This is a genomic window from Streptomyces sp. NPDC089799 (assembly GCF_040684755.1).
Taxonomy (GTDB): domain Bacteria; phylum Actinomycetota; class Actinomycetes; order Streptomycetales; family Streptomycetaceae; genus Streptomyces.
The window spans coordinates 288,559-311,311 of the sequence record NZ_JBFBGR010000006.1 but is presented as its reverse complement, the minus strand read 5'-3'; the positions used below and the strand labels follow the sequence as shown (position 1 = coordinate 311,311).

The window sequence follows — 22,753 nt, the reverse complement described above, 5'->3', positions numbered from 1 at the left end:
ATCCTCGAAGCCGCCGAAGAGCACCGGGCCGACGTCATCGGCATGTCCGGCCTCCTGGTCAAGTCCACCGTGATCATGAAGGAGAACCTGGAGGAGCTCAACCAGCGCAAGCTGGCCGCCTCCTACCCGGTCATCCTCGGCGGCGCCGCCCTGACCCGTGCCTACGTCGAGCAGGACCTCCACGAGATCTACGAGGGCGAAGTCCGCTACGCCCGCGACGCCTTCGAGGGCCTCCGCCTCATGGACGCCCTGATCGCCGTCAAGCGCGGCGTCCCCGGCGCCTCCCTCCCCGAGCTCAAGCAGCGCCGCGTGGCCAAGCGCGACGTCGCGCTGCCGGAGGCGGAGGAGCCGGAGAGCGGCGTGCGCTCCGACGTGGCCGTCGACAACCCGGTGCCCGCCCCGCCGTTCTGGGGCACCCGCGTCATCAAGGGCATCGGCCTGAAGGACTACGCCTCCTGGCTCGACGAGGGCGCCCTCTTCAAGGGCCAGTGGGGGCTCAAGCAGGCCCGCGCCGGCGGCCCGACGTACGAGGAGCTCGTCGAGACCGAGGGCCGGCCGCGGCTGCGCGGCCTGCTGGACCGGCTGCACACCGAGAACCTGCTGGAAGCCGCCGTGGTCTACGGCTACTTCCCGTGCGTCTCCAAGGGCGACGACCTGATCATCCTGGACGAGCGGGGCAACGAGCGCACCCGGTTCACCTTCCCCCGGCAGCGCCGCGGCCGCCGCCTCTGCCTCGCCGACTTCTTCCGTCCCGAGGAGTCCGGCGAGACCGACGTCGTCGGCCTCCAGGTCGTCACCGTCGGCTCGAAGATCGGTGAGGCCACGGCCAAGCTGTTCGCGTCCGACTCCTACCGCGAGTACCTCGAACTCCACGGCCTGTCCGTGCAGCTCGCCGAGGCCCTCGCCGAGTACTGGCACGCCCGCGTCCGCGCCGAACTCGGCTTCGCGGGCGAGGACCCCGCCGACGTCGAGGACATGTTCGCCCTGAAGTACCGGGGCGCCCGCTTCTCCCTCGGCTACGGCGCCTGCCCCGACCTGGAAGACCGCGCCAAGATCGCCGACCTGCTCCAGCCGGAGCGGATCGGGGTCCACCTGTCCGAGGAGTTCCAGCTCCACCCCGAGCAGTCCACCGACGCCATCGTCATCCACCACCCCGAAGCGAAGTATTTCAACGCACGCTGAGGCAGACCGGCGTACACTGGTCGGTCCCATACAGGCCGGTCGCCTGTTCCCTCCGGCACGCACCCCGCGTGCCGACCGGGGGAATCGGCGGCCGGCCTTCTCGTCCCTTCAGAGAGGTGCGCCACATGACCAGCGCCGTATCCGCCTCCGTCGCGCGCACGGCCGACGGCTCGGCCCTCCAGGCGGTGCTGCTCGACATGGACGGCACGCTCGTCGACACCGAGGGCTTCTGGTGGGACGCCGAAGTCGACGCCTTCGCAGAACTCGGGCACCGGCTCGACGAATCCTGGCGCGACGTCGTCGTCGGCGGACCCATGAGCCGCAGCCTGGGCTTCCTGATCGAGGCCACCGGCGCCGCCATCTCCCTCGCCGAGATGTCCGTACTGCTCAACGAGCGGTTCGAGGCCCGCATCGCCGAACGCGTACCGCTCATGCCCGGCGCCGAGCGCCTGCTCGCCGAACTCGCCCGGCACAACGTGCCCACCGCGCTGGTCTCCGCCTCCCACCGGCGGGTCATCGACCGCATCCTGTGCTCCCTGGGGCCCGACCGGTTCGCCCTCACCGTCGCCGGGGACGAGGTGGCCCGCACCAAGCCGCACCCCGACCCGTACCTGTTCGCCGCCCAGTCCCTCGGCGCCCACCCCTCCCGGTGCGCCGTCATCGAGGACACCGCCACCGGAGTCGCCGCCGCCGAGGCCGCCGGATGCCGGGTGGTCGCCGTACCCTCCGTCGGCCGGATCGACCCCGCACCGGGCCGGACCATCGTCGGATCGCTGGAAGAGGTCGACCTCCCCTTCCTCCGCTCGCTGATCACCCTGATGAACTGACCGGGCACCCTCCGTACCCGCGCACGCCGAACGGAACGCGGGCCGCGCCCCGATATCGCGGAAGGATCTCCCGCGCAGGGCACCGGAGGCCGAAATTCCATCCCCCACCGGGCGGGCCGCCCGGGTGACCTTGGTCACCCGCGGAAGGCCCGCCCGGGCCCGTTGCGGCCTCCGCACCCTTCCCTTGTGTCCGGATTGATCAGCTCCTGACCGGATCTGTCGAGACCCTTGGATATGCAGGCAGTTCGGACCCATCACCCAGCGATTACAGGCCCGCGGCCGCCGGTTCCGGCCATACCTTCCCGGACCACTAAGGTCGACGCGGGCACTTCACCGCACCTCAGCCGTTCCGGACACATACCCACGTGCCGGAACCACGTGGACCGATCGTCACAACACCGGCCCGATCGTTCCGCCCAGAACGGGCGACGCGCGAAATGCCCTCAGTACCGCAGTGACCAAGTGCCGGTCGAGGGAGAACGTCCAGCATGAACCGCAAGACCCTGGTGCTGACGGCCGTGGCCGGCCTGCTCACCCCCGCGCTGACCGCCTGCGGCAGCACCAGCGGAGCGGGAGCGGGATCCGGAGCCATCGTGGTCGGCACCACCGACCGGTTCGAGGCATCCGAAGCCGCGCCCGCACCTTTCGACCCGGCCCACGCCTACGACGCCGGTGCCTGGAACGTCCTCCGCCAGACCCTCCAGACCCTTATGCGCACCCCCCGCGGCGGCGGCGAGCCCGTCCCCGAAGCGGCCTCCAAGTGCCACTTCACCGACAAGGGCAACCAGACCTACCGCTGCATCCTGCGGCCCGGCATGAAGTTCGCCGACGGCGACCCGCTCACCGCCGAGGACGTCAAGTTCTCCATCGAGCGGGTCCTCGCCATCAAGGACGAGAACGGCCCCTCCTCCCTCCTCTCCACCCTCGACAAGGTCGAGACCAAGGGCGAGGACACCGTCGTCTTCCGTCTGAAGACCCCCGACGCGACCTTCCCGCACAAGCTGTCCACCCCCGCCGCGGGCATCGTCAGCCGCAAGAAGTACGACGCCCGCAAGCTCCGCGACGGCTTCGTCGTCGACGGCTCCGGCCCGTACACCATGAAGGCCGAAGTCAAGGGCAACGAGCTGGTCCGCGCGGTCTTCACCCGCAACCCGAACTACCAGGGCGACCTCAAGCCGCAGAACGACAAGGTCGAGCTGCGCACCTTCGGGGACTCCGGGACCATGGGCGAGGCGCTCAACGACGGCAAGATCCACGTGGTCTCCCGCACCCTGTCGCCCGCCCAGATCAAGGAACTCTCCGCCAACCCGCCCAAGGGCGTCCGGCTCGTCCCGCTGCCCGGCCTGGAGATCCGCTACATCGGCTTCAACACCGACGCGCCGGCCGTCAAGGACAAGGCGGTACGCCAGGCCCTCGCCGCCGCCGTCGACCGCGGACGCCTCGTCAACAAGGTCTACGGCACCAGCGCCCAGCCGCTCTACTCCCTCGTCCCCGGCAGCGTCCCCGGCCACGTCAACTCGTTCTTCAACAAGTACGGCGACGGCGACACCCAGACCGCGGCGAACCTGCTGCGCGCGGCCGGCGTGAAGACCCCGGTCAAGCTCACCCTCAACTACACCACCGACCACTACGGCGACGGCACGGCCGCCGAGTTCGCGGAACTCAAGGCCCAGCTCAACGCCACCAAGCTGTTCGACGTCACCGTCCAGGGCAACGAATGGGCCACGTTCCGCCCCGCCCAGAAGCAGGGCGACTACGCCGCCTACGGGCTCGGCTGGTTCCCCGACTACGCGGACGCCGACAACTTCCTCGCTCCCTTCCTGGAGCAGGACAACTTCCTGGGCACGCCGTACGCGAACAGCACGGTGCGCACCAAGCTGATCCCCGACTCCCGGCGCGCGGCCGACCGCACCCTCGCCGCACCCGCCATCGAGGAGATGCAGAACATCGTCGCCGAGGACGTGCCCGTCCTGCCGCTCTGGCAGGGCAAGCAGTACGTCGCCGCGCGCGACGGGATCACCGGAGCGGAGTGGTCCGTGAACTCCGTCTCCGACCTCCAGCTGTGGGAACTCGGCCAGGGCATGCGGGGCTGACACAGCGGCAACCGGTGGCGGTCCCGCGACCGGCGGAACAAGGCGTACAAGAACTGTGAAGGACACGCGCGTGAAGATTCGTAACCAGTGGCTGGTGGCCCCGCTCGGAGCGGCCACCGCAGCCGCCCTGCTCAGCGGTTGCGGCTCGCAGGACGGCCCCGCCGACAGCGACGGCGGCTCCGTCGTCATGGGAATGTCCGACCAGGTCAAGGCCACCGACCCGGCCTCCGGCTACGACCCCGGCTCCTGGCTGCTGTTCAACAACGTGTTCCAGTCGCTGCTGTACTTCCCCAAGGGCGCCACCACCCCCGCCCCCGACGCCGCCGAGGCCTGCGGCTTCCAGGGCAGCGACAGCAAGGTGTACACCTGCACCCTGCGCAGCGGCCTCAAGTTCAGCAACGGCAACGCGCTCACCTCCAAGGACGTCAAGTTCTCCTTCGAGCGCACGCTGAAGATCAACGACGAGGCCGGCCCGGCCGTCATGCTGGCGTCCATAGCCGGCATCGACACGCCGAACGACAAGACCGTCACCTTCCGCCTGAAGACCTCCGACGCGACCTTCCCCAGCAAGATCGCCTCGGGCGCAGGTTCCATCGTCGACCACAGCGAGTACCCGGCCGACAAGCTGCGCACCGACGGCAAGGCCGTCGGCTCCGGCGTCTACAAGCTGGACTCCTTCGGGGACAAGTCGGCGACCCTCTCCGTCAACTCCTCCTACACCGGCCAGGCCAAGCCGAAGAACAACGGCGTCACCATCAAGTTCTTCGACGGCGACCAGGCCGGGCTCAAGGCGGCCCTGGAGGACGGCCAGGTCGACTTCGCCTTCCGCGGACTGGACCCCAAGGACGTCCCCAACCCGGCCGCCTCCACCGGCGCCGACGGCAAGCCGGCCGCGGTCCAGGGCACCGGAGCCGAGGTCTCGCACCTCGTCTTCAACATGAGCGACCCGGTCGCCGGCAAGCTCCCGGTCCGCAAGGCCATGGCCTACCTGCTGGACCGTGAGGCCCTCGTCCAGAACGTCCACCAGGGCACCGCCACCGCGCTCTACTCCATCGTCCCGGCGGGCATCGGCGGCCACACCACCCCGTTCTTCGACAAGTACGGCTCCTCCCCGCAGCCCGACAAGGCCAAGGAGGTCCTGGAGAAGGGCGGCATCAAGGGCAAGGTCAAGCTGACCCTGTGGTCCACCCCGAGCCGCTACGGCCCCGCCACCGGCCGTGACCTGGAAGCCATCGCCAAGCAGCTCAACACCAGCGGGCTGTTCCAGGTCGACGTCAAGTCCGCCGAGTTCGACCAGTACGAGAAGGACATCGAGGCCGGCAAGTACGGCGTCTACGTCCGCGGCTGGGTGCCGGACTACCCGGACGCCGACAACTTCACCGCGCCCTTCTTCGGCAAGGACAACGTGCTGAAGAACAACTACAACAACAAGGAAATCACCGAGAAGATCCTCCCGCAGACCTCGGCCGTTTCCGACCGCAGCTCCATCTCCACCGACTACGCCCGCCTCCAGGACATCGTGGCCGAGGAGCTCCCGATCCTCCCGCTCTGGCAGAGCAAGCAGTACGCGGTGGCCCGCCCGAACGTCACCGGCCTGCAGTGGTCGCTGGACGCCTCCACCGTCTTCCGCTTCTGGGAGATCTCCAAGGGCTGATCCGCCCCGGGGCACCGAAAGGGGCCGGACCCGCAACCGCGGTCCGGCCCCTTCCGGCCTTCTGCCCACTGCCTGCGCGCCCGGGCCGCCCAGAGAGGCCGTGCACCCCGGAGAGGCCGCCTACTGAGCGCCCGGGCGGACCAGCCCGCTCTCGTACGCGTACACCGCCGCCTGCACCCGGTCCCGCAGCCCCAGCTTGGTCAGCACGTGCCCCACGTGCGTCTTCACCGTCGTCTCGCTCACGAACAGGTCCGCCGCGATCTCCGCGTTCGACAGGCCCCGCGCGACCAGCTTCAGCACCTCGACCTCGCGCTCGGTCAGCGTGCCCAGCGAATCCGGCACCGCCTCCTCGCCCGAGGGGAGGTGCCCCGCGTACTTGTCCAGCAGCCGGCGCGTGATCGACGGCGCCAGCAGCGCCTCACCCGCCGCGACCACCCGGATCGCCTGCACCAGCTCGTTCGCCGGGGCGTCCTTCAGCAGGAACCCGCTGGCCCCCGCCCGCAGCGCCTCCACCACGTACTCGTCCAGATCGAACGTGGTCAGCACCAGCACCTTCGCCGGGCCGTCCCGGCCCGGACCGGTGATCTGCCGGGTCGCCTCCACCCCGTCCATCCGCGGCATCCGGATGTCCATCAGCACCACGTCCGGCTGCAGAGCCCGCACCTGGTCCAGTGCCTGCAGCCCGTCCCCGGCCTCACCGACCACCGCGATGTCCCCCTCGGCCTCCAGGATCATCCGGAAGCCGGTGCGCAGCAGCGGCTGGTCGTCGACCAGAAGGACGCGGATCGCCACAGGAACTACCTCGTTTTCGTATCGGCGGACGACGCACGCCCATTCTGCCCCGGCCCGATGATCAGGATTCCCCGGCCGGTGCCCCACCCTCTCCACCCCTGGGTGTGATCATCAGAGGATAGGCCGGGGGAGTGCCCCCGAACTCCGGACACACCGACTGATGATCACACCATCCGCACAGCTTCGTCGGCCGCGGACGCCACTCACCCGTCTCCGTCGCCTCCCTGATCGCCTCCCACAGCGCGTGCAGCTTCCGCTCCACCCGCTCCAGGTCCCCCATCGCCGGGTCGTACGTCAGCACCTCCCCGCTGCCCAGGTACACCAGCTGCAGCCGCCGCGGCACCACGCCCTTCAGCCGCCACACCACCAGCGCGTAGAACTTCATCTGGAACAGCGCGCCCTCGGCGTACTCCGGCCGCGGCGCCTTCCCGGTCTTGTAGTCGACGATCCGCACCTCACCCGTCGGTGCCACGTCCACCCGGTCGATGATCCCGCGCAGCCGCAGCCCCGACTCCAGCTCGGCCTCCACGAAGAACTCCCGCTCCACCGGCTCCAGCCGCGTCGGGTCCTCCAGCGTGAACCAGCGCTCCACCAGCGCCTCGGCCTCCGACAGCCACCCCGCCAGCCGCTCACCGTCCGCATCCTCGGCGAACAGCTCCGCCAGCTCCGGCTTCGACTCCAGCAGCCGGTCCCACTGCCCCGGCACCAGCGACTTCGCCCGCGGCACCGTCCGCTCCTCCGCCGGATGGTCGAACAACCGCTCCAGCACCGCATGCACCAGCGTCCCCCGGGTAGCCGCCGCACTGGGCTTCTCCGGCAGCCTGTCGATCACCCGGAACCGGTACAGCAACGGACACTGCATGAAGTCGCTCGCCCGCGAAGGGGACAGCGACACGGGCCGGGCGGCGGCCACGGCGGCATCGGCCACCGGTTCCGCGCCGGCCGGAACGGGACCGGGGCTCGTCGTCATGACAAAGACCCTACGACCCGCCACCGACAGCACCGCAATACCATCGACGGCAGCGGCCCTCGCACTGCATGATCGGAGCATCACCCCGAGCGACAAAGGGGCCCACCGGACACCGGCCACCGCACCGGCCGACGCACCCGAACGAAGGACAGCCGTGGCAGACACCGACGGAACCGGCGAGCGCACGGCCCGGCGCTCCGAACCGGGCGGCGGACTCCTCATGGGCCGCCCCTTCGGCGTACCCGTCTACGTATCGCCCAGCTGGTTCGTCGTCGCCGCCCTCCTCACCTGGATCTTCGGCGACCGCCTCGACCAGGTCCTCCCCGGGCTCGGCGCCGTCCGCTACCTCGTCGCCCTCTTCTTCGCCGTGGCCTTCTACGCCTCCGTCCTCGTCCACGAACTCGCCCACGCCGTCGCCGGACTCCGCTTCAAACTCACCGTCCGGCGCATCCAGCTCCAGTTCGTGGGCGGTGCCACCCACGTCGACGAAGCCGAGACGCCCGGCCGTGAATTCGTCCTCGCCTTCGTCGGCCCCCTGCTCTCCCTGGTCCTCGCCGGCGCCTTCTACCTCGGCATGAGCGCCGTGGAACCCCGCACCGTCCCCGGGGTGCTGCTCGCCGGCCTCATGATCGCCAACCTCATCGTCGCCGTCTTCAACCTCCTCCCCGGCCTCCCCCTCGACGGCGGCCGCATGCTCCGCGCCCTCGTCTGGGCCCTCACCGGCCGCGCCATGGCCGGCACCGTCGCCGCCGCCTGGGTCGGCCGCGCCATCGCCGTCGCCGTCCTCCTCGGCCTCCCCCTCCTCACCGAGACCGGAACGATCGGCCCCGGCGGAGACCAGACCAGCGGCATGGACACCGTCATGAACGCCCTCCTCGCCGCCATCCTCGCGGCGATCATGTGGACCGGCGCCGGCAACAGCCTCCGCATGGCCCGCCTCCGCGAACACCTTCCCGAACTCCGCGCCCGCACCCTCACCCGCCGCGCCATCCCCGTCGAGGCCGCCACCCCCCTCTCCGAAGCCCTCCGCCGCGCCAACGAGGCCGGAGCCCGCGCCCTCGTCGTCACCGACGGCCACGGCAACCCCACCGCCATCGTCCGGGAAAGCGCCATCGCCTCCGTCCCCGAACACCGCCGCCCCTGGGAAGCCGCCGGCAGCCTCGCCCAGGACATCACCGACGGCATGAAGGTTTCAGCGCACCTGACGGGCGAAGAGCTCCTCGACCACCTCCGCGCCACCCCCGCCACCGAATACCTCGTGGTCGAGGACGACGGCGCCATCTACGGGGTCCTGTCCACCCTCGACGTGGAGAAGGCCTTCTTCAAGGCCATGGCACGGCCCCACTCCTGAACCCAATACACTGGTCACATGTCCGAACCGACCGGTGCCGCCCGCCGACGCGGGCCCTTCAAGGTCGGGGACCAGGTCCAGCTCACCGACCCCAAGGGACGCCACTACACGTTCACGCTCGAAGCCGGGAAGAACTTCCACACCCACAAGGGTTCCTTCCCGCACGACGAGCTGATCGGCGCTCCCGAGGGCAGTGTTGTCCGTACCACGGGGAACGTCGCGTACCTCGCGCTGCGACCCCTGCTCCCCGACTACGTCCTGTCCATGCCCCGCGGCGCCGCCGTGGTCTACCCCAAGGACGCGGGCCAGATCCTGGCCTTCGCCGACATCTTCCCCGGCGCGCGCGTCGTGGAAGCGGGCGTGGGCTCAGGCTCCCTCAGCAGCTTCCTGCTCCGCGCCATCGGCGACCAGGGCATGCTGCACAGCTACGAGCGGCGGGCCGACTTCGCCGAGATCGCCAAGGACAACGTCGAGCGCTACTTCGGCGGCCCCCACCCCGCGTGGCAGCTGACCGTCGGCGACCTCCAGGACAACCTGTCCGACACCGACGTCGACCGCGTCATCCTCGACATGCTCGCCCCCTGGGAGTGCCTCGAGGCGGTCAAGAAGGCCCTCGTCCCCGGCGGCATCCTCTGCTGCTACGTGGCGACCACCACCCAGCTGTCCAAGACCGTCGAGTCCATCCGCGAGATCGGCTGCTTCGCCGAACCGCAGCCGTGGGAATCGATGATCCGCAACTGGCACGTGGAGGGCCTCGCCGTCCGCCCCGACCACCGCATGATCGGCCACACCGGCTTCCTCGTCACCGCCCGGCGCCTCGCCGACGGCGTCGAGCCCCCGCTGCGCCGCCGCCGCCCCGCCAAGGGCGCCTACGGCGAGGACTACGAGGGCCCCGGCAGCGGAAGCGGCTCCGGCCGCGGCTGACCCACCCGCAACCCCAAGGCGCCGTGCCGCACTTCCCGGTCCCGACCGAGAACTGCAGCACGGCGCCTCCATGTTGCCCCTCGACAAAACCCACCCCCGCCGTGTGGGCAGGCGTGCCGACGGCCTGCTCCGCCGTGTGGGCAATCGTGCCGCAGGGCGATGGGGCTCCCCCCTGCTCGACACCCCGCCCCGCACCTGTGCCGGCGCTCCGGCCGAGCCCGGCCGACGCTCCGGCCGAGCCCCGGCTGCGCAGCGCCGAGCGGACCACGGACCCACCAGTTCCGCCGAGCGCAGCGGTGTGGCACGATGCTGGCTCCCCGTCATCCCCCGCGCAGGAGACGCCCCCGTGCACAGCCCCGCCGAGCCCGCACTCCCGCACAACGACGCCCGCCCGCTCCACTGGCTCGCCACCGCCGCCGCCATGGCCGCCGTCATAGCCGGCGCAGGATTCCTCCAGCCCGCCGCGGAAGCCGGCACCCTCAGCGCACCCGCCGGCCCCGCCGCCCCCGGCACACCCCGCACCGCGCCCCGCGTCGCCGCCCCCGACGCCGCACTCGCGCAGTACCCCCTCGACTGCCGCGGCGGACCGCACCAGGTCACCGCCACCGCCCACGGCGACCTCGACGGCGACGGCCGTCCCGAAACCGTGGCCGCCGTACGCTGCGACGCGGGCCTCGGCACCCCGCCCAACGCCCTCTACGTACTCACCCAGGACACCGCCGCCGGCACCCCGCCCCGCGTCGTCGCCACCCTGCTGCCCGCGGCGCAGCGCAAGAACGTCACCGAGCTCGCCGTCTCCGACGGCAAGATCACCGCCACCCTGCTCGGCTACTCCGGCCCCGACGTCCCCCGCTGCTGCCCCGACACCCGGCAGCACGCCAAGTGGGCCTGGACCGGCGGAAAATTCAGCCACGAGCTGACGGACGCCGCGGCGCTCCACGCCTGACGGTCACACCGCGCCACCACGCGGACACCCCGCGTACGCGGAGTCCCCGGGTCCGACCGGTCACCCGCAGTGCCCGGTTCCTCCCTGCATCAGCCGGTGCGCCCGCTCACGCGGCGTCCGGCCCGTAGACCTCGACGCCGTCCGAGGACCGTCGCACATGGATGCACTCGCCCGGGCACTCCCGGGCGGAATCCACCACGTCCTGAAGCAGCGGCAACGGCACCGGAACGGTCGCCCCCGCCTCCTGCAGCAGTTCGTCCTCCGCGCCCCTCACGTACGCCAGACCGTCGATGTCCAGCTCGAACACCTCCGGCGCGTACTGCACGCAGATCCCGTCGCCGGTACACAGGTCCTGGTCGATCCAGACCTCCAGCGGCTCCGCGGCCGCACCGCCGCCGGTCCCCTCGGCCGGAACCTCCTGCTGCACGGTCATATCCTTTGCGCTCCCCTTGTGCTGTGCGCGGGCGTTGAACGTCTCGACCTTACAACTGGCCGCTTTCCGATGTTGAACGGTGGGTATTCCCCTGGCGTGAGGGGATACGCAAGGGTGAAGATCGGACACACCCCTACCGTCTTTGTGATCTAGGGGTTTCAATCACCACCAGCCCAGGTAGGGTCAGGAAGCGTCCAGCTCCCCTTGGAGGAGGTGAGGACCGTGGCAGCCCACGACGACGACATCAACCGCGGCATCCGGCCCGGTCGGGGGTCCGACGACCCCGCCGGTCAGGTTGCCTATCTCGAGCAGGAAATCGCCGTCCTGCGACGTAAGCTCGCCGACTCTCCGCGACACACGAGGATTCTCGAAGAGCGGATCGTCGAGCTCCAGACAAACCTGGCCGGCGTCTCCGCGCAAAACGAGCGGCTGGCCAATACCCTCCGTGAGGCCCGCGACCAGATCGTGGCACTCAAGGAAGAAGTCGACCGGCTCGCGCAGCCCCCGGCCGGCTTCGGTGTCTTCCTCCAGGCGAACGAGGACGGCACCGTCGACATCTTCACCGGCGGCCGCAAGCTCCGTGTGAACGTCAGCCCCAGCATCGACCCGGACGACCTCAGGCGCGGCCAGGAGGTCATGCTCAACGAGGCCCTCAACGTGGTCGAGGCCATGGAGTTCGAGCGGGCCGGGGACATCGTCACCCTCAAGGAGATCCTCGAGGACGGCGAGCGCGCCCTGGTCGTCGGGCACACCGACGAGGAGAGGGTGGTGAGGCTCGCCGAGCCGCTCCTGGACATCACCATCCGCCCCGGCGACGCCCTCCTGCTCGAGCCCCGCTCCGGCTACGTCTACGAGGTCGTCCCCAAGAGCGAGGTCGAGGACCTCGTCCTCGAAGAGGTCCCGGACATCGACTACGAGAAGATCGGCGGCCTGGGCGACCAGATCGAGCTGATCCGCGACGCGGTCGAGCTCCCCTACCTCTACCCCGACCTCTTCAAGGAGCACGAACTCCGCCCGCCCAAGGGCATCCTGCTCTACGGACCGCCCGGATGCGGCAAGACGCTCATCGCCAAGGCAGTGGCCAACTCCCTTGCCAAGAAGGTCGCCGAGGTGACCGGACAGGCAGCGGGCAAGTCCTACTTCCTGAACATCAAGGGCCCGGAGCTCCTCAACAAGTACGTCGGCGAGACCGAGCGGCACATCCGCCTCGTCTTCCAGCGGGCCCGCGAAAAGGCCAGCGAGGGCACCCCCGTCATCGTCTTCTTCGACGAGATGGAATCCCTCTTCCGCACCCGCGGATCCGGAGTCAGCTCGGACGTGGAGAACACCATCGTCCCCCAGCTGCTCGCCGAGATCGACGGCGTGGAGGGCCTGGAGAACGTCATCGTCATCGGCGCCTCCAACCGCGAGGACATGATCGACCCCGCCATCCTCCGCCCCGGCCGGCTCGACGTGAAGATCAAGATCGAGCGCCCGGACGCAGAGGCGGCGAGGGACATCTTCGCCAAGTACCTCAAGGCATCCCTCCCGCTCCACGCGGAAGACCTCGCCGAGCACCAGCACTCGCCCGAGGTCGCGGTCCACAACATGATCCAGACCGTCGTGGAGCAGATGTACGCCGAATCCGAGGAGAACCGCTTCCTCGAGGTGACGTACGCCAACGGCGACAAGGAAGTCCTGTACTTCAAGGACTTCAACTCCGGCGCGATGATCCAGAACATCGTCGACCGGGCCAAGAAGATGGCCATCAAGGCATTCCTCGAACACAACCAGAAGGGCCTGAGGGTCTCCCACCTCCTCCAGGCCTGCGTGGACGAGTTCAAGGAGAACGAGGACCTGCCGAACACCACCAACCCGGACGACTGGGCCCGGATCTCCGGAAAGAAGGGCGAGCGGATCGTCTTCATCCGCACCCTCGTCACCGGAAAGCAGGGCGCGGACACCGGTCGCTCCATTGACACGGTGGCCAATACCGGTCAGTACCTCTGATCGAAAGGGGCGGCTGCGGATGCCCTGAAAAGGGCACCCGCAGCCGCCTGCTTTCCCGGGACACAGCCAGTCGAATCGGCCACCGATTCAATGACTGAAATGATCTCCCCACCAGCGCGGAGCCGCTCTAGGCTCTTCCGTATGGCTCCCGGGACGGGAGCGCCGCCGGGCAAGGAGGGCCGCATGACCGTACGGCGCGTGATGGGGATCGAGACGGAGTACGGGATCTCCGTCCCCGGTCACCCGAACGCCAATGCCATGCTCACCTCGTCCCAGATCGTCAACGCCTACGCCGCGGCGATGCACCGGGCGCGACGCGCCCGCTGGGACTTCGAGGAGGAGAACCCGCTGCGGGACGCCCGCGGCTTCGACCTCGCCCGCGAGGCCGCCGACAGCAGCCAGCTCACCGACGAGGACATCGGCCTGGCCAACGTCATCCTCACCAACGGCGCCCGGCTCTACGTCGACCACGCCCACCCCGAATACAGCTCGCCCGAGGTCACCAACCCCCGCGACGCCGTGCTCTGGGACAAGGCCGGCGAGCGGATCATGGCCGAGGCCGCCGAGCGGGCCGCGCAGCTCCCCGGCGCCCAGCCCATCCACCTCTACAAGAACAACACCGACAACAAGGGCGCCTCGTACGGCACGCACGAGAACTACCTGATGAAGCGGGAGACCCCCTTCTCGGACATCGTGCGCCACCTCACGCCCTTCTTCGTCTCCCGCCAGGTGGTCACCGGCGCCGGCCGCATCGGCATCGGCCAGGACGGCCGCGAACACGGTTTCCAGATCAGCCAGCGCGCCGACTACTTCGAGGTCGAGGTCGGCCTGGAGACCACCCTCAAGCGGCCCATCATCAACACCCGCGACGAACCCCACTCGGACGCGGAGAAGTACCGCCGGCTCCACGTGATCATCGGCGACGCCAACCTCTCCGAGATCTCCACCTACCTCAAGCTCGGCACCACCGCGCTGGTCCTCTCCATGATCGAGGACGCCTTCATCACCGTCGACCTGGCCGTCGACCAGCCCGTGCGCACCCTCCACCAGGTCTCGCACGACCCCGACCTGCGCCACCTGATCACGCTGCGCAGCGGCCGCACCCTGACCGCCGTACAACTCCAGATGGAGTACTTCGAGCTGGCGCGGAAGTACGTGGACGAGCGTTTCGGTTCGGACGCGGACGAGCAGACCAAGGACGTCCTGTCCCGGTGGGAGGACGTGCTGGGCCGGCTGGAGACCGACCCGATGAGCCTGTCGGGGGAGCTGGACTGGATCGCCAAGCGCGAGATCCTCGAAGGCTACCGGCGGCGCGACGGGCTGGGCTGGGACGCGGCCCGGCTGCACCTGGTGGACCTCCAGTACTCGGACGTACGGCCCGACAAGGGGCTGTACAACCGCCTGGTGGCCCGCGGCAAGATGAAGCGGCTGCTGACCGAGCAGGACGTGGAACGGGCTGAGAGCAAGCCCCCGGAGGACACCAGGGCGTACTTCCGCGGCCGCTGCCTGGAGCAGTACGCGGACGACGTGGCCGCGGCCAGCTGGGACTCGGTGATCTTCGACCTGCCCGGCCGGGACTCGCTCCAGCGGGTCCCCACCCTGGAACCCCTCCGGGGTACCCGGAACCACGTCAAGGAACTCCTGGACCGCTGCCGCACGGCCGAGGACCTGGTCCGGGTCCTCTCCGGCGGCAACTGATCCGGGCGGGCACCACTTGATCGCCCCGGGCGCGGCTGAAAGGTGCCGCGGCCGGGAATCATGAAGACATCCGGACGTTGGACAAGTTCCGGGACGAATGCCGGACCCTCCTTGTAGGGTCCGGCGTAGGGTCTGATCTTGAGGGATCCCGATCCGGGGATCCCTCGTCACGGGCGTGCGAACCGAGCGGGGTGAGGTACACATGGCGACCAAGGACACCGGCGGCGGACAGCAGAAGGCGACGCGCTCGACCGAGGAGGTCGAGGAGCAGACCGCCGAGGCGAGCTCCGATCTCAAGGAGCGCCAGGAAAAGCTCTCGGACGACGTGGACTCCGTCCTGGACGAAATCGACGATGTGCTCGAGGAGAATGCCGAGGACTTCGTGCGGTCCTTCGTGCAAAAGGGCGGCCAGTAAGGCCCTCTGGCCTTCGAATCGAAGGTGAATCGGTGTGGGTGCCCGATGATCGGGCACCCACCGCCGCACATGTGGATCTTCGCCGCCGGGCGCGGGTAGGGTCCCTGCCGTATGGCCATCGCATGACCTGGAGGGAAACGCGTGGAAGCGAACAACATGAGCACCGGGCGTCTCCCAGCAGCATTCCTGACGCCGGGGTCGTCGTCCTTCATGGACTTCCTGGGCAGTCACTCGCCGGAGCTGCTGCCGGGGAACCGGAAGCTGCCCGAGGGGATCGTCGAGGCGCCGCACGGGACGACGATCGTGGCCGCCACCTTCCCCGGCGGGGTCGTGCTCGCCGGTGACCGGCGGGCGACCATGGGCAACATGATCGCGCAGCGGGACATCGAGAAGGTGTTCCCGGCCGACGAGTACTCGGCCGTCGGCATCGCCGGCACCGCCGGTCTCGCGGTGGAGATGGTCAAGCTGTTCCAGCTGGAGCTGGAGCACTTCGAGAAGGTGGAGGGGACGACCCTTTCGCTGGAGGGCAAGGCCAACCGCCTGTCGACCATGATCCGCAGCAACCTGGGCATGGCCATGCAGGGCCTCGCCGTGGTCCCGCTGTTCGCCGGCTGGGACGAGGGCAAGGAGAAGGGCCGCATCTTCTCCTACGACGTGACCGGTGGCCGGTCCGAGGAGCACGGGTTCGCCGCGACCGGTTCGGGTTCCATCTTCGCCCGCGGGTCCATGAAGAAGCTGTACCGGCCCGACCTGACGGAGGAGCAGGCGACCACCCTGGTCGTGCAGGCCCTCTACGACGCCGCCGACGACGACTCGGCGACCGGTGGCCCGGACCTGGCCCGCCGGATCTTCCCGATCGTCACCGTCATCACCGACGAGGGCTTCAGGAGGCTGACCGAGGAGGAGTCCTCGGTGCTGGCCCGCTCGGTCACCGAGCACCGCCTGGAGCAGCCCGACGGCCCCCGCGCCGCACTCCTCTAAGTCCTCGTCAGCCCAGAAGAAGAAAGGGGCGGATAGCCGGTGTCGACTCCGTTCTACGTCTCACCCCAGCAGGCCATGGCGGACCGGGCCGAGTACGCCCGCAAGGGCATCGCCCGCGGTCGCAGCCTGGTCGTGATCCAGTACGCCGACGGCATCGTGTTCGTCGGCGAGAACCCGTCCCGTGCGCTGCACAAGTTCAGCGAGATCTACGACCGGATCGGTTTCGCGGCCGCCGGCAAGTACAACGAGTACGAGAACCTGCGGATCGGCGGCGTCCGGTACGCGGACCTCCGCGGATACACCTACGACCGTGACGATGTGACGGCGCGTGGGCTGGCGAACGTGTACGCGCAGACGCTCGGCACCATCTTCTCCTCGGCCGGTGAGAAGCCGTACGAGGTGGAGCTGGTGGTGGCCGAGGTCGGCGAGAGCGCCTCGGGTGACCAGATCTACCGGCTGCCGCACGACGGTTCGATCGTGGACGAGCACGGCTCGGTCGCGGTCGGCGGCAACGCCGAGCAGATCAGCAGTTACCTGGACCAGCGCCACCGGGAGGGGATGTCGCTGCCGGAGGCGCTGAAGCTGGCGGTGCAGGCGCTGTCCAGCCAGGCGAACGGTGCGGACCGGGAGATCCCGGCGGACCGTCTGGAGGTCGCGGTGCTGGACCGTACGCGGACCCAGCAGCGGAAGTTCAAGCGGATCCGGGGCCGACAGCTGGCGCGGCTGCTGGAGCCGGAGGTGACGCCGGCCGCGCAGGCGGACGCGGTGTCCAACGACGAGGCGCCCGACGAGGACGCCCAGTAGCAGCCGGGTGGCAGCCCGGCGGCAGGAAGTGCCGGGGGCCCCGGTCCGTTCCCGTGCGGGAGCGGACCGGGGCTTCGTCGTGTCCGGCCGGCGTCAGCGGTCGGCGGGTGGCGCGGTGGAGCCCCGTACGACGAGTTCGACGGGGAGGTCGGGGGCGGACCACCGGCGGCCTTCCAGCACGGCGAGGAGGGCGGTCATGCCGTGTTCGCCGACGCGTTCGGCGGGAAGGCGGACCGTGGTGAGTTCGGGTTCGACGGCGGTGGCGAGCGCCATGTCGTCGAAGCCGGTGACGGAGAGGTCCTCGGGGATGCGCAGGCCGAGGCGGCGGGCGGCCTTGCAGGCGCCGACGGCGAGGATGTCGTCGTCGGCGATGACCGCGGTGGGGCGGTCGGCGGGGTCGGTGAGGCCGGCGAGGGCCCGTTCCATGGTGGTGGTGGCCGCGTTGACGCCGAGGGCGGAGCGGACGGTGCGGAGCGAGGTGTCCGGTCCGTGGGCGGCGAGGGCGCGGCCGATCTCGCCGGCGCGGATGTCGAAGGTCCAGGAGTCGACGTCGGCGGCGAGGTGGAGGAAGCGGCGGTGGCCGAGGCCGAGGAGGTGGTCGGTGGCCTGCCGTACGCCGTCGGTGATGGCGAGGTTGACGTAGGCGTCGGCGCCGCCTTCGGGGTCGCTGTCGAGCATGACCAGGGGGAGGCGGGTGGTGGTGCCGCTGATGGCTTCGAGGGCGTCGGCGGCCATGGAGGAGGCGATGACGCCGTCGAGGGCCGCCTGGGCGGAGGCGAAGGGGTCGCGGGCGGGGCCGGTGCCGTCGGGGGAGAGGTACAGGACGACGCCGAAGCCGTGGCGGCCGGCGACGGTGGCGGCGCCGGTGTAGACGCGGGCGAAGAATTCGTTGCTGAGGGCGGGTACCACGAGCAGGGCGGTGCGGGTGGAGCCGAGGCGGAGGTTGCGGGCGGCGAGGTTGGGGCGGTAGCCGAGTTCGCCGGCGGCTTCGCGGACGAGTGCGGCGGTGCGCTCGGAGACGCGGCCGCGCCATTTGTCGCCGAGGACCAGGGAGACGGTTGCCTGGGAGACCCCGGCGGCCCGTGCGACGTCGCGGCTGGTGGGTCTCGACACGCGCTGCTCCTGGTCCGGGGGGTGGTGGGGGCGACTGGGTGGACGGTTCGGTTGCCGCCATGGTACGTATGATGAGTCAAGTTATACGTATTACGTCGCCCTCGGGGGCGGAGAGGGGCCGACCATGGCCGCGGGGTACGCGGAGCTGCTGAGGACGCGGCACGCCGCACGGCTGCTGACGGGAACGCTCGTGGGGCGGTTGCCGAACGCGGTCGCCTCCATCGCGATCGTGCTGTTCGTCCGGGCGGAAGGCGGCAGCTACAGCCTGGCGGGCGCGCTGGCCGCCGTGTACGGCGTGTCCAATGCCGTGGGCCAGCCGCTGCTGGGCCGGCTGGTGGACCTGTACGGGCAGCCGCGGGTGCAGCTGCCGGCGGCCGTGGTCTCGGCCCTGGGCATGGTGTGGCTGGCGCTGACGGGCATCGGCTCGCTGGGGTGGGCGTACGCCGCCGTGGTGGTGGCCGGTCTCTTCACGCCGCCGCTGGAGGGCGGTCTGCGGGCGCTGTGGCCGAGCGTCCTGGGCGGCCGGCAGGAGCGGGTGCACGCGGCGTACGCGATGGACGCCGTGGCCCAGGAGATCATGTTCACGGTCGGCCCCCTGCTGGTGACGGTGCTGGCCTCGCTGTGGAACCCGACGGCCTCGCTGCTGGTGCTCAACGTGCTCGGCGTGCTCGGCGCGCTCTCGGTGGTGGTCTCGGAGCCCTCGCGCAGGTGGCGGTCCGAGCCGCGGGAGGCGCACTGGCTGGGTGCGCTGCGTTCGGGCGGGCTGCTGGCGCTGCTGGGCTCGTTCTTCTTCGTGGGTTCGGCGCTGGGGTCGATCACGGTGGCGGGACTGGCGTACGCGGACGGTCACGGCGGGGACGCCGTGTACGGCTGGCTGATGGCCGCGCTGGGGCTGGGTGCGCTGGCCGGCGGGGTGTCGTACGGGGCGCGGACCTGGGCGGGCGTCCCGGAGCGGCGGCTGACCGTACTGGTGGGGCTGCTGGCGGTGGGGTACGTGCCGCTGCTGCTGGTGCCGGGGCCCTGGGCGATGACGGCGCTGGCGGCGCTGGCGGGCGTGTTCCTGGCCCCGGCGCTGGCGTGCGCCTTCATCGTGGTGGACCGGCACGCCCCGACGGGCACGGTGACCGAGGCCTTCTCCTGGCTGGTGACGTTCTTCGGCGTGGGCGCGGCCATGGGTACGGCGATGGCGGGTCCCGCGGTGGAACTGGGCGGGTCGCGCGCCGGTTTCGGTGTGGCGGTCGCGGGCGGTGTGCTGGCCCTGCTGGTGCTGACGGCCACTCAGCGGGTGCTGCTGGCCGGTCCGGGGCGCGGACGCACGGTCGCGGGGTCGGTTCCGGGCGGGCAGTCGGAGGGCGCGGCCGGTGTGTCGCCGGGCCCTGCCGCGGCTTCCTCGGGAAAATGATCGAAACGGGCCTCTCGAACCCGGTTTCAGAACACAGCAGAAGGCGTAATGTTCAGTCATGGACCGCCGCATTTTCGGGCTGGAGAACGAGTACGGCGTCACGTGCACGTTCAGGGGACAGCGCCGACTGTCACCTGACGAAGTGGCGCGCTACCTCTTCCGCCGTGTCGTGTCATGGGGCCGCAGCAGCAATGTGTTCCTGCGGAACGGCGCCCGCCTGTATCTCGACGTGGGTTCGCATCCGGAATACGCAACTCCCGAATGCGACAACGTGACCGAACTGGTCACGCACGACAAGGCCGGCGAGCGCATTCTCGAAGGTCTGCTGGTCGATGCCGAACGCCGCCTGCACGAGGAGGGAATCGCGGGCGACGTCTACCTCTTCAAGAACAACACCGATTCGGCGGGCAACTCGTACGGATGCCACGAGAACTACCTCGTGGCCCGGCACGGGGAATTCTCCCGTCTGGCGGACATCCTGATCCCGTTCCTCGTCACGCGCCAGCTGATCTGCGGTGCGGGCAAGGTGCTGCAGACCCCGCGCGGTGCGGTGTACTGCGTGAGCCAGCGGGCGGAGCACATCTGGGAGGGCGTCAGTTCGGCGACCACCCGGTCCCGGCCGATCATCAACACCCGGGACGAGCCGCACGCGGACGCCGAGCGCTACCGGCGGCTGCACGTGATCGTGGGCGACTCCAACATGTCCGAGACGACCATGCTGCTCAAGGTCGGGGCGACGGACCTGGTGCTGCGCATGATCGAGGCGGGCACGGTGATGCGGGACCTCACCCTGGAGAACCCGATCCGGGCGATCCGCGAGGTGAGCCACGACATCACCGGGCAGCGGAAGGTCCGGCTGGCCAGCGGCCGGGAGGCCTCCGCGCTGGAGATCCAGCGGGAGTACTACGACAAGGCCGTGGACTTCGCCGAGCGCCGGGGCATCCGGACCGGCACGGTGGAGCAGGTGCTGGAGCTGTGGGGCCGCACGCTGGACGCGGTCGAGCAGGAGGACCTGGACCGGATCGGCACCGAGATCGACTGGGTCATGAAGTACAAGCTCATCGAGCGGTACCGGGCGAAGCACAACATGACCATGTCGAATCCGCGGGTGGCGCAGATAGACCTGGCGTACCACGACATCCACCGCCGGCGGGGGCTGTACTACCTGCTGGAGCGGAAGGGCCAGGCGGAGCGGATCTGCAACGACCTGAAGATCTTCGAGGGCAAGTCGGTGCCGCCGCAGACGACGCGGGCCCGGCTGCGCGGTGACTTCATCCGGCGGGCGCAGGAGCAGCGCCGGGACTTCACGGTGGACTGGGTGCACCTGAAGCTGAACGACCAGGCGCAGCGGACCGTGCTGTGCAAGGACCCGTTCCGGTCGGTGGACGACCGGGTGGAGAAGTTGATCGCCGGGATGTAGCCGGGACGCGGTGCAGTCGGCGGTCCGGCCCGGAGGGGCCCTGTGCGCGGTGGCGTGCGGGGCCCCTGTCGTGTGCGGGGGTTGGTCCGGTGCTGCTTCCCCGTAGAGTGGCGGGGACCAGACGGATCATTCCACCTACCCCGAGGACGACAGTGCGACGCCGACTTGCTGCCGCGTTCATCGTGCCTGCCCTGATGCTCACCGCGGCCTGCGGAGGAGGCGACGACTCCGACAAGAAGGAGTCCGAGGCCTCGAAGGCCGCTTCGCCGACGGAGGCCCCGAAGCCGGTCGAGGCGGCCGACCCGATGCCGAGCGTGGCGGGTGAGGCGGGCAAGAAGCCGCAGATCACCGTTCCCAAGGGCGACCCGAGCGGCAAGTTCGTGGTGAAGACGCTGACCGAGGGCACGGGCCCGGTGGTGCAGAAGTCCGACACGGTGGTCACGAAGTACACCGGCAAGGTCTGGAAGAGCGGGAAGGAGCTGACCCCGGGTTCGTACGACGACAAGGGCCAGCCCCTGATGGTCACGCCGAACAACCCGGAGACGCTGCCGATGTTCGCCGAGGCGGTGGCGGGCAAGAAGATCGGCAGCCGGGTGCTCGTGGTGGCCCCGCCGACGGCGGCCTTCGGTGCGCAGGGCAGCCAGCAGCTGGAGATCGGCCCGACCGACAACCTGGTGTTCGTGATCGATCTCGACCGGATGATGGCGAAGAAGGCCGAGGGCGCCCAGGCGGCGCTGCCGGCGGACCTGCCGCAGGTCAAGGCGGACAAGGAAGAGCCCGCCGAGATCAAGATCCCGAAGAACGAGCCGCCGAAGGAGCTCGTCGCCAAGACGCTGATCGAGGGCAAGGGCGCGGAGGTCAAGTCGGGCCAGACCGTGTACATGCAGTACAGCGGTGCCGCCTGGAAGCTCAACGAGGGCAAGGACAAGGCGACCCTCTTCGACAGCTCCTGGAAGGCCGGCAAGCCGTTCATGACGGCGATCGGCCAGGGCCAGGTCATCGAGGGCTGGGACAAGGGCCTGGTCGGCAAGAAGGTCGGTGACCGGGTGCTGCTGGTGATCCCGCCGCAGCAGGCGTACGGGGACCAGGACAAGGGCGCGGACCTGCCGGCCAACTCCACGCTGGTGTTCGTCGTGGACATCCTCGAAGCGGTGTAAGACTTGTCCTTGACGTATCAGTCGGAAACAGGAGTACACAGGTGAGCGGAAAGCTCGAGAAGCCCGAGATCGACTTCTACGAGGACGGCGTCCCGTCCGACCTCGTGATCAAGGAGATCTGGGAGGGCGACGGGCCCGAGGCCAAGGCCGGCGACTTCGTGTCGGTCCACTACGTGGGTGTGGCCCTGTCCACCGGCGAGGAGTTCGACGCGTCCTGGAACCGCGGCAGCGCGCTGCAGTTCCAGCTGGGTGCCGGCCAGGTCATCAGCGGCTGGGACCAGGGCATCCAGGGCATGAAGGTCGGCGGCCGCCGTCAGCTGGTCATCCCGCCGCACCTGGCGTACGGCGACCGCGGCGCGGGCGGTGCCATCGCCCCGGGCGAGACGCTGATCTTCGTCTGTGACCTGATGGGCGTCTGATCGGGTTCTGATCAGGTCCTGATCGCGGCCCGATCCTTCCGGTCGTGACCGGTGTGGGGCCCCGGCCGTTTCGGCTGGGGCCCCTCGCTTTTGTCCGGGCGCGCCGGAGCGGTACGGTCAACGGTCACGGGTAGTAGGTGCCGTCGGGGGCCGTCGGCACATCGGAAGGGTGGGAAGGGCGTC

The 22,753-nt window shown here is 69.9% G+C and carries 20 protein-coding genes; 16 read left to right on the top strand and 4 right to left on the bottom strand.

Annotated features, from left to right (window positions below; translation table 11 throughout):
- From AB0O36_RS08905 to AB0O36_RS08890, 4 genes are all read left to right on the top strand, one after another.
- Positions 1–1,182 (top strand): vitamin B12 dependent-methionine synthase activation domain-containing protein (locus AB0O36_RS08905; RefSeq protein WP_365106139.1); only part of this gene is annotated, 1,182 nt, incomplete at its 5' end.
- Between the two features lie 125 nt (positions 1,183–1,307).
- Positions 1,308–2,009: an HAD family phosphatase gene (locus tag AB0O36_RS08900; protein ID WP_365106136.1), complete on the top strand. Its 702-nt coding sequence runs from the start codon at positions 1,308–1,310 to the stop codon at positions 2,007–2,009.
- Positions 2,010–2,497: 488 nt separating this feature from the next.
- Positions 2,498–4,102: an ABC transporter substrate-binding protein gene (locus AB0O36_RS08895; RefSeq protein ID WP_365106133.1), complete on the top strand. Its 1,605-nt coding sequence runs from the start codon at positions 2,498–2,500 to the stop codon at positions 4,100–4,102.
- Between the two features lie 70 nt (positions 4,103–4,172).
- Positions 4,173–5,756 (top strand): ABC transporter substrate-binding protein, encoded by a 1,584-nt coding sequence (locus AB0O36_RS08890; RefSeq protein WP_365106131.1) that lies wholly within the window; start codon positions 4,173–4,175, stop codon positions 5,754–5,756.
- Between the two features lie 120 nt (positions 5,757–5,876).
- Here the strand turns inward: AB0O36_RS08890 and AB0O36_RS08885 are convergent, their stop codons facing one another.
- Positions 5,877–6,548 (bottom strand): response regulator transcription factor, encoded by a 672-nt coding sequence (locus AB0O36_RS08885; protein WP_365106128.1) that lies wholly within the window; start codon positions 6,546–6,548, stop codon positions 5,877–5,879.
- Between the two features lie 61 nt (positions 6,549–6,609).
- Positions 6,610–7,518, bottom strand: coding sequence for a RecB family exonuclease (locus tag AB0O36_RS08880; RefSeq protein ID WP_365106125.1), 909 nt, complete (start codon positions 7,516–7,518; stop codon positions 6,610–6,612).
- Here AB0O36_RS08880 and AB0O36_RS08875 point away from each other — a divergent pair.
- The 3 genes from AB0O36_RS08875 (at position 7,409) to AB0O36_RS08865 (ending at position 10,739) form a co-directional block, all read left to right on the top strand.
- On the top strand, positions 7,409–8,869 hold the full coding sequence (locus tag AB0O36_RS08875; RefSeq protein WP_365106122.1) for a site-2 protease family protein: 1,461 nt from the start codon (positions 7,409–7,411) through the stop codon (positions 8,867–8,869). The genes AB0O36_RS08880 and AB0O36_RS08875 overlap by 110 nt on opposite strands.
- Before the next feature lie 18 nt (positions 8,870–8,887).
- The gene (locus tag AB0O36_RS08870; protein ID WP_365106120.1) at positions 8,888–9,793 is read left to right on the top strand and encodes a tRNA (adenine-N1)-methyltransferase; all 906 of its coding nucleotides are present in this window, start codon (positions 8,888–8,890) and stop codon (positions 9,791–9,793) included.
- A 346-nt stretch (positions 9,794–10,139) separates the two neighbouring features.
- Entirely contained in the window at positions 10,140–10,739 is a 600-nt protein-coding gene (locus AB0O36_RS08865) for a hypothetical protein (RefSeq protein ID WP_365106117.1), read from the top strand.
- Between the two features lie 106 nt (positions 10,740–10,845).
- On the opposite strand, the gene AB0O36_RS08860 is transcribed toward AB0O36_RS08865, so the two are convergent.
- Positions 10,846–11,172 (bottom strand): ferredoxin, encoded by a 327-nt coding sequence (locus AB0O36_RS08860; protein ID WP_365106114.1) that lies wholly within the window; start codon positions 11,170–11,172, stop codon positions 10,846–10,848.
- A gap of 222 nt (positions 11,173–11,394) precedes the next feature.
- Between AB0O36_RS08860 and arc the strand changes: the two genes are divergently transcribed.
- The 5 genes from arc (at position 11,395) to prcA (ending at position 17,059) form a co-directional block, all read left to right on the top strand.
- Positions 11,395–13,161, top strand: a complete 1,767-nt coding sequence (gene arc, locus AB0O36_RS08855; protein WP_365106112.1) for a proteasome ATPase — start codon at positions 11,395–11,397, stop codon at positions 13,159–13,161.
- Positions 13,162–13,344: 183 nt separating this feature from the next.
- Positions 13,345–14,859 carry a depupylase/deamidase Dop gene (gene dop / locus AB0O36_RS08850; protein ID WP_365106109.1) on the top strand — a complete coding sequence of 505 codons (1,515 nt, stop codon included), beginning with the start codon at positions 13,345–13,347 and terminating at the stop codon, positions 14,857–14,859.
- Between the two features lie 202 nt (positions 14,860–15,061).
- Positions 15,062–15,274, top strand: coding sequence for a ubiquitin-like protein Pup (locus AB0O36_RS08845; RefSeq protein WP_365106107.1), 213 nt, complete (start codon positions 15,062–15,064; stop codon positions 15,272–15,274).
- Between the two features lie 141 nt (positions 15,275–15,415).
- A complete protein-coding gene (gene prcB, locus AB0O36_RS08840; protein ID WP_365106104.1) occupies positions 15,416–16,255 on the top strand; it encodes a proteasome subunit beta in 840 nt (279 codons plus the stop codon).
- Between the two features lie 39 nt (positions 16,256–16,294).
- A complete protein-coding gene (gene prcA / locus AB0O36_RS08835) occupies positions 16,295–17,059 on the top strand; it encodes a proteasome subunit alpha (protein ID WP_365106102.1) in 765 nt (254 codons plus the stop codon).
- A gap of 93 nt (positions 17,060–17,152) precedes the next feature.
- Here prcA and AB0O36_RS08830 read toward each other — a convergent pair whose 3' ends face one another.
- Complete coding sequence (locus AB0O36_RS08830; RefSeq protein ID WP_365106099.1) at positions 17,153–18,172, bottom strand: LacI family DNA-binding transcriptional regulator; 1,020 nt, start codon at positions 18,170–18,172, stop codon at positions 17,153–17,155.
- A gap of 124 nt (positions 18,173–18,296) precedes the next feature.
- Here AB0O36_RS08830 and AB0O36_RS08825 point away from each other — a divergent pair, with 124 nt between their 5' ends.
- The 4 genes from AB0O36_RS08825 to AB0O36_RS08810 all read left to right on the top strand — a co-directional run bounded on the left by AB0O36_RS08825 (position 18,297) and on the right by AB0O36_RS08810 (position 22,570).
- Positions 18,297–19,574, top strand: a complete 1,278-nt coding sequence (locus AB0O36_RS08825) for an MFS transporter (RefSeq protein ID WP_365106098.1) — start codon at positions 18,297–18,299, stop codon at positions 19,572–19,574.
- A 58-nt stretch (positions 19,575–19,632) separates the two neighbouring features.
- Entirely contained in the window at positions 19,633–20,994 is a 1,362-nt protein-coding gene (gene pafA / locus AB0O36_RS08820; RefSeq protein ID WP_365106095.1) for a Pup--protein ligase, read from the top strand.
- A 152-nt stretch (positions 20,995–21,146) separates the two neighbouring features.
- A complete protein-coding gene (locus AB0O36_RS08815) occupies positions 21,147–22,151 on the top strand; it encodes an FKBP-type peptidyl-prolyl cis-trans isomerase (RefSeq protein ID WP_365106092.1) in 1,005 nt (334 codons plus the stop codon).
- A gap of 41 nt (positions 22,152–22,192) precedes the next feature.
- The gene (locus tag AB0O36_RS08810) at positions 22,193–22,570 is read left to right on the top strand and encodes an FKBP-type peptidyl-prolyl cis-trans isomerase (RefSeq protein ID WP_365106090.1); all 378 of its coding nucleotides are present in this window, start codon (positions 22,193–22,195) and stop codon (positions 22,568–22,570) included.
- The last annotated feature ends 183 nt before the right edge of the window (positions 22,571–22,753 follow it).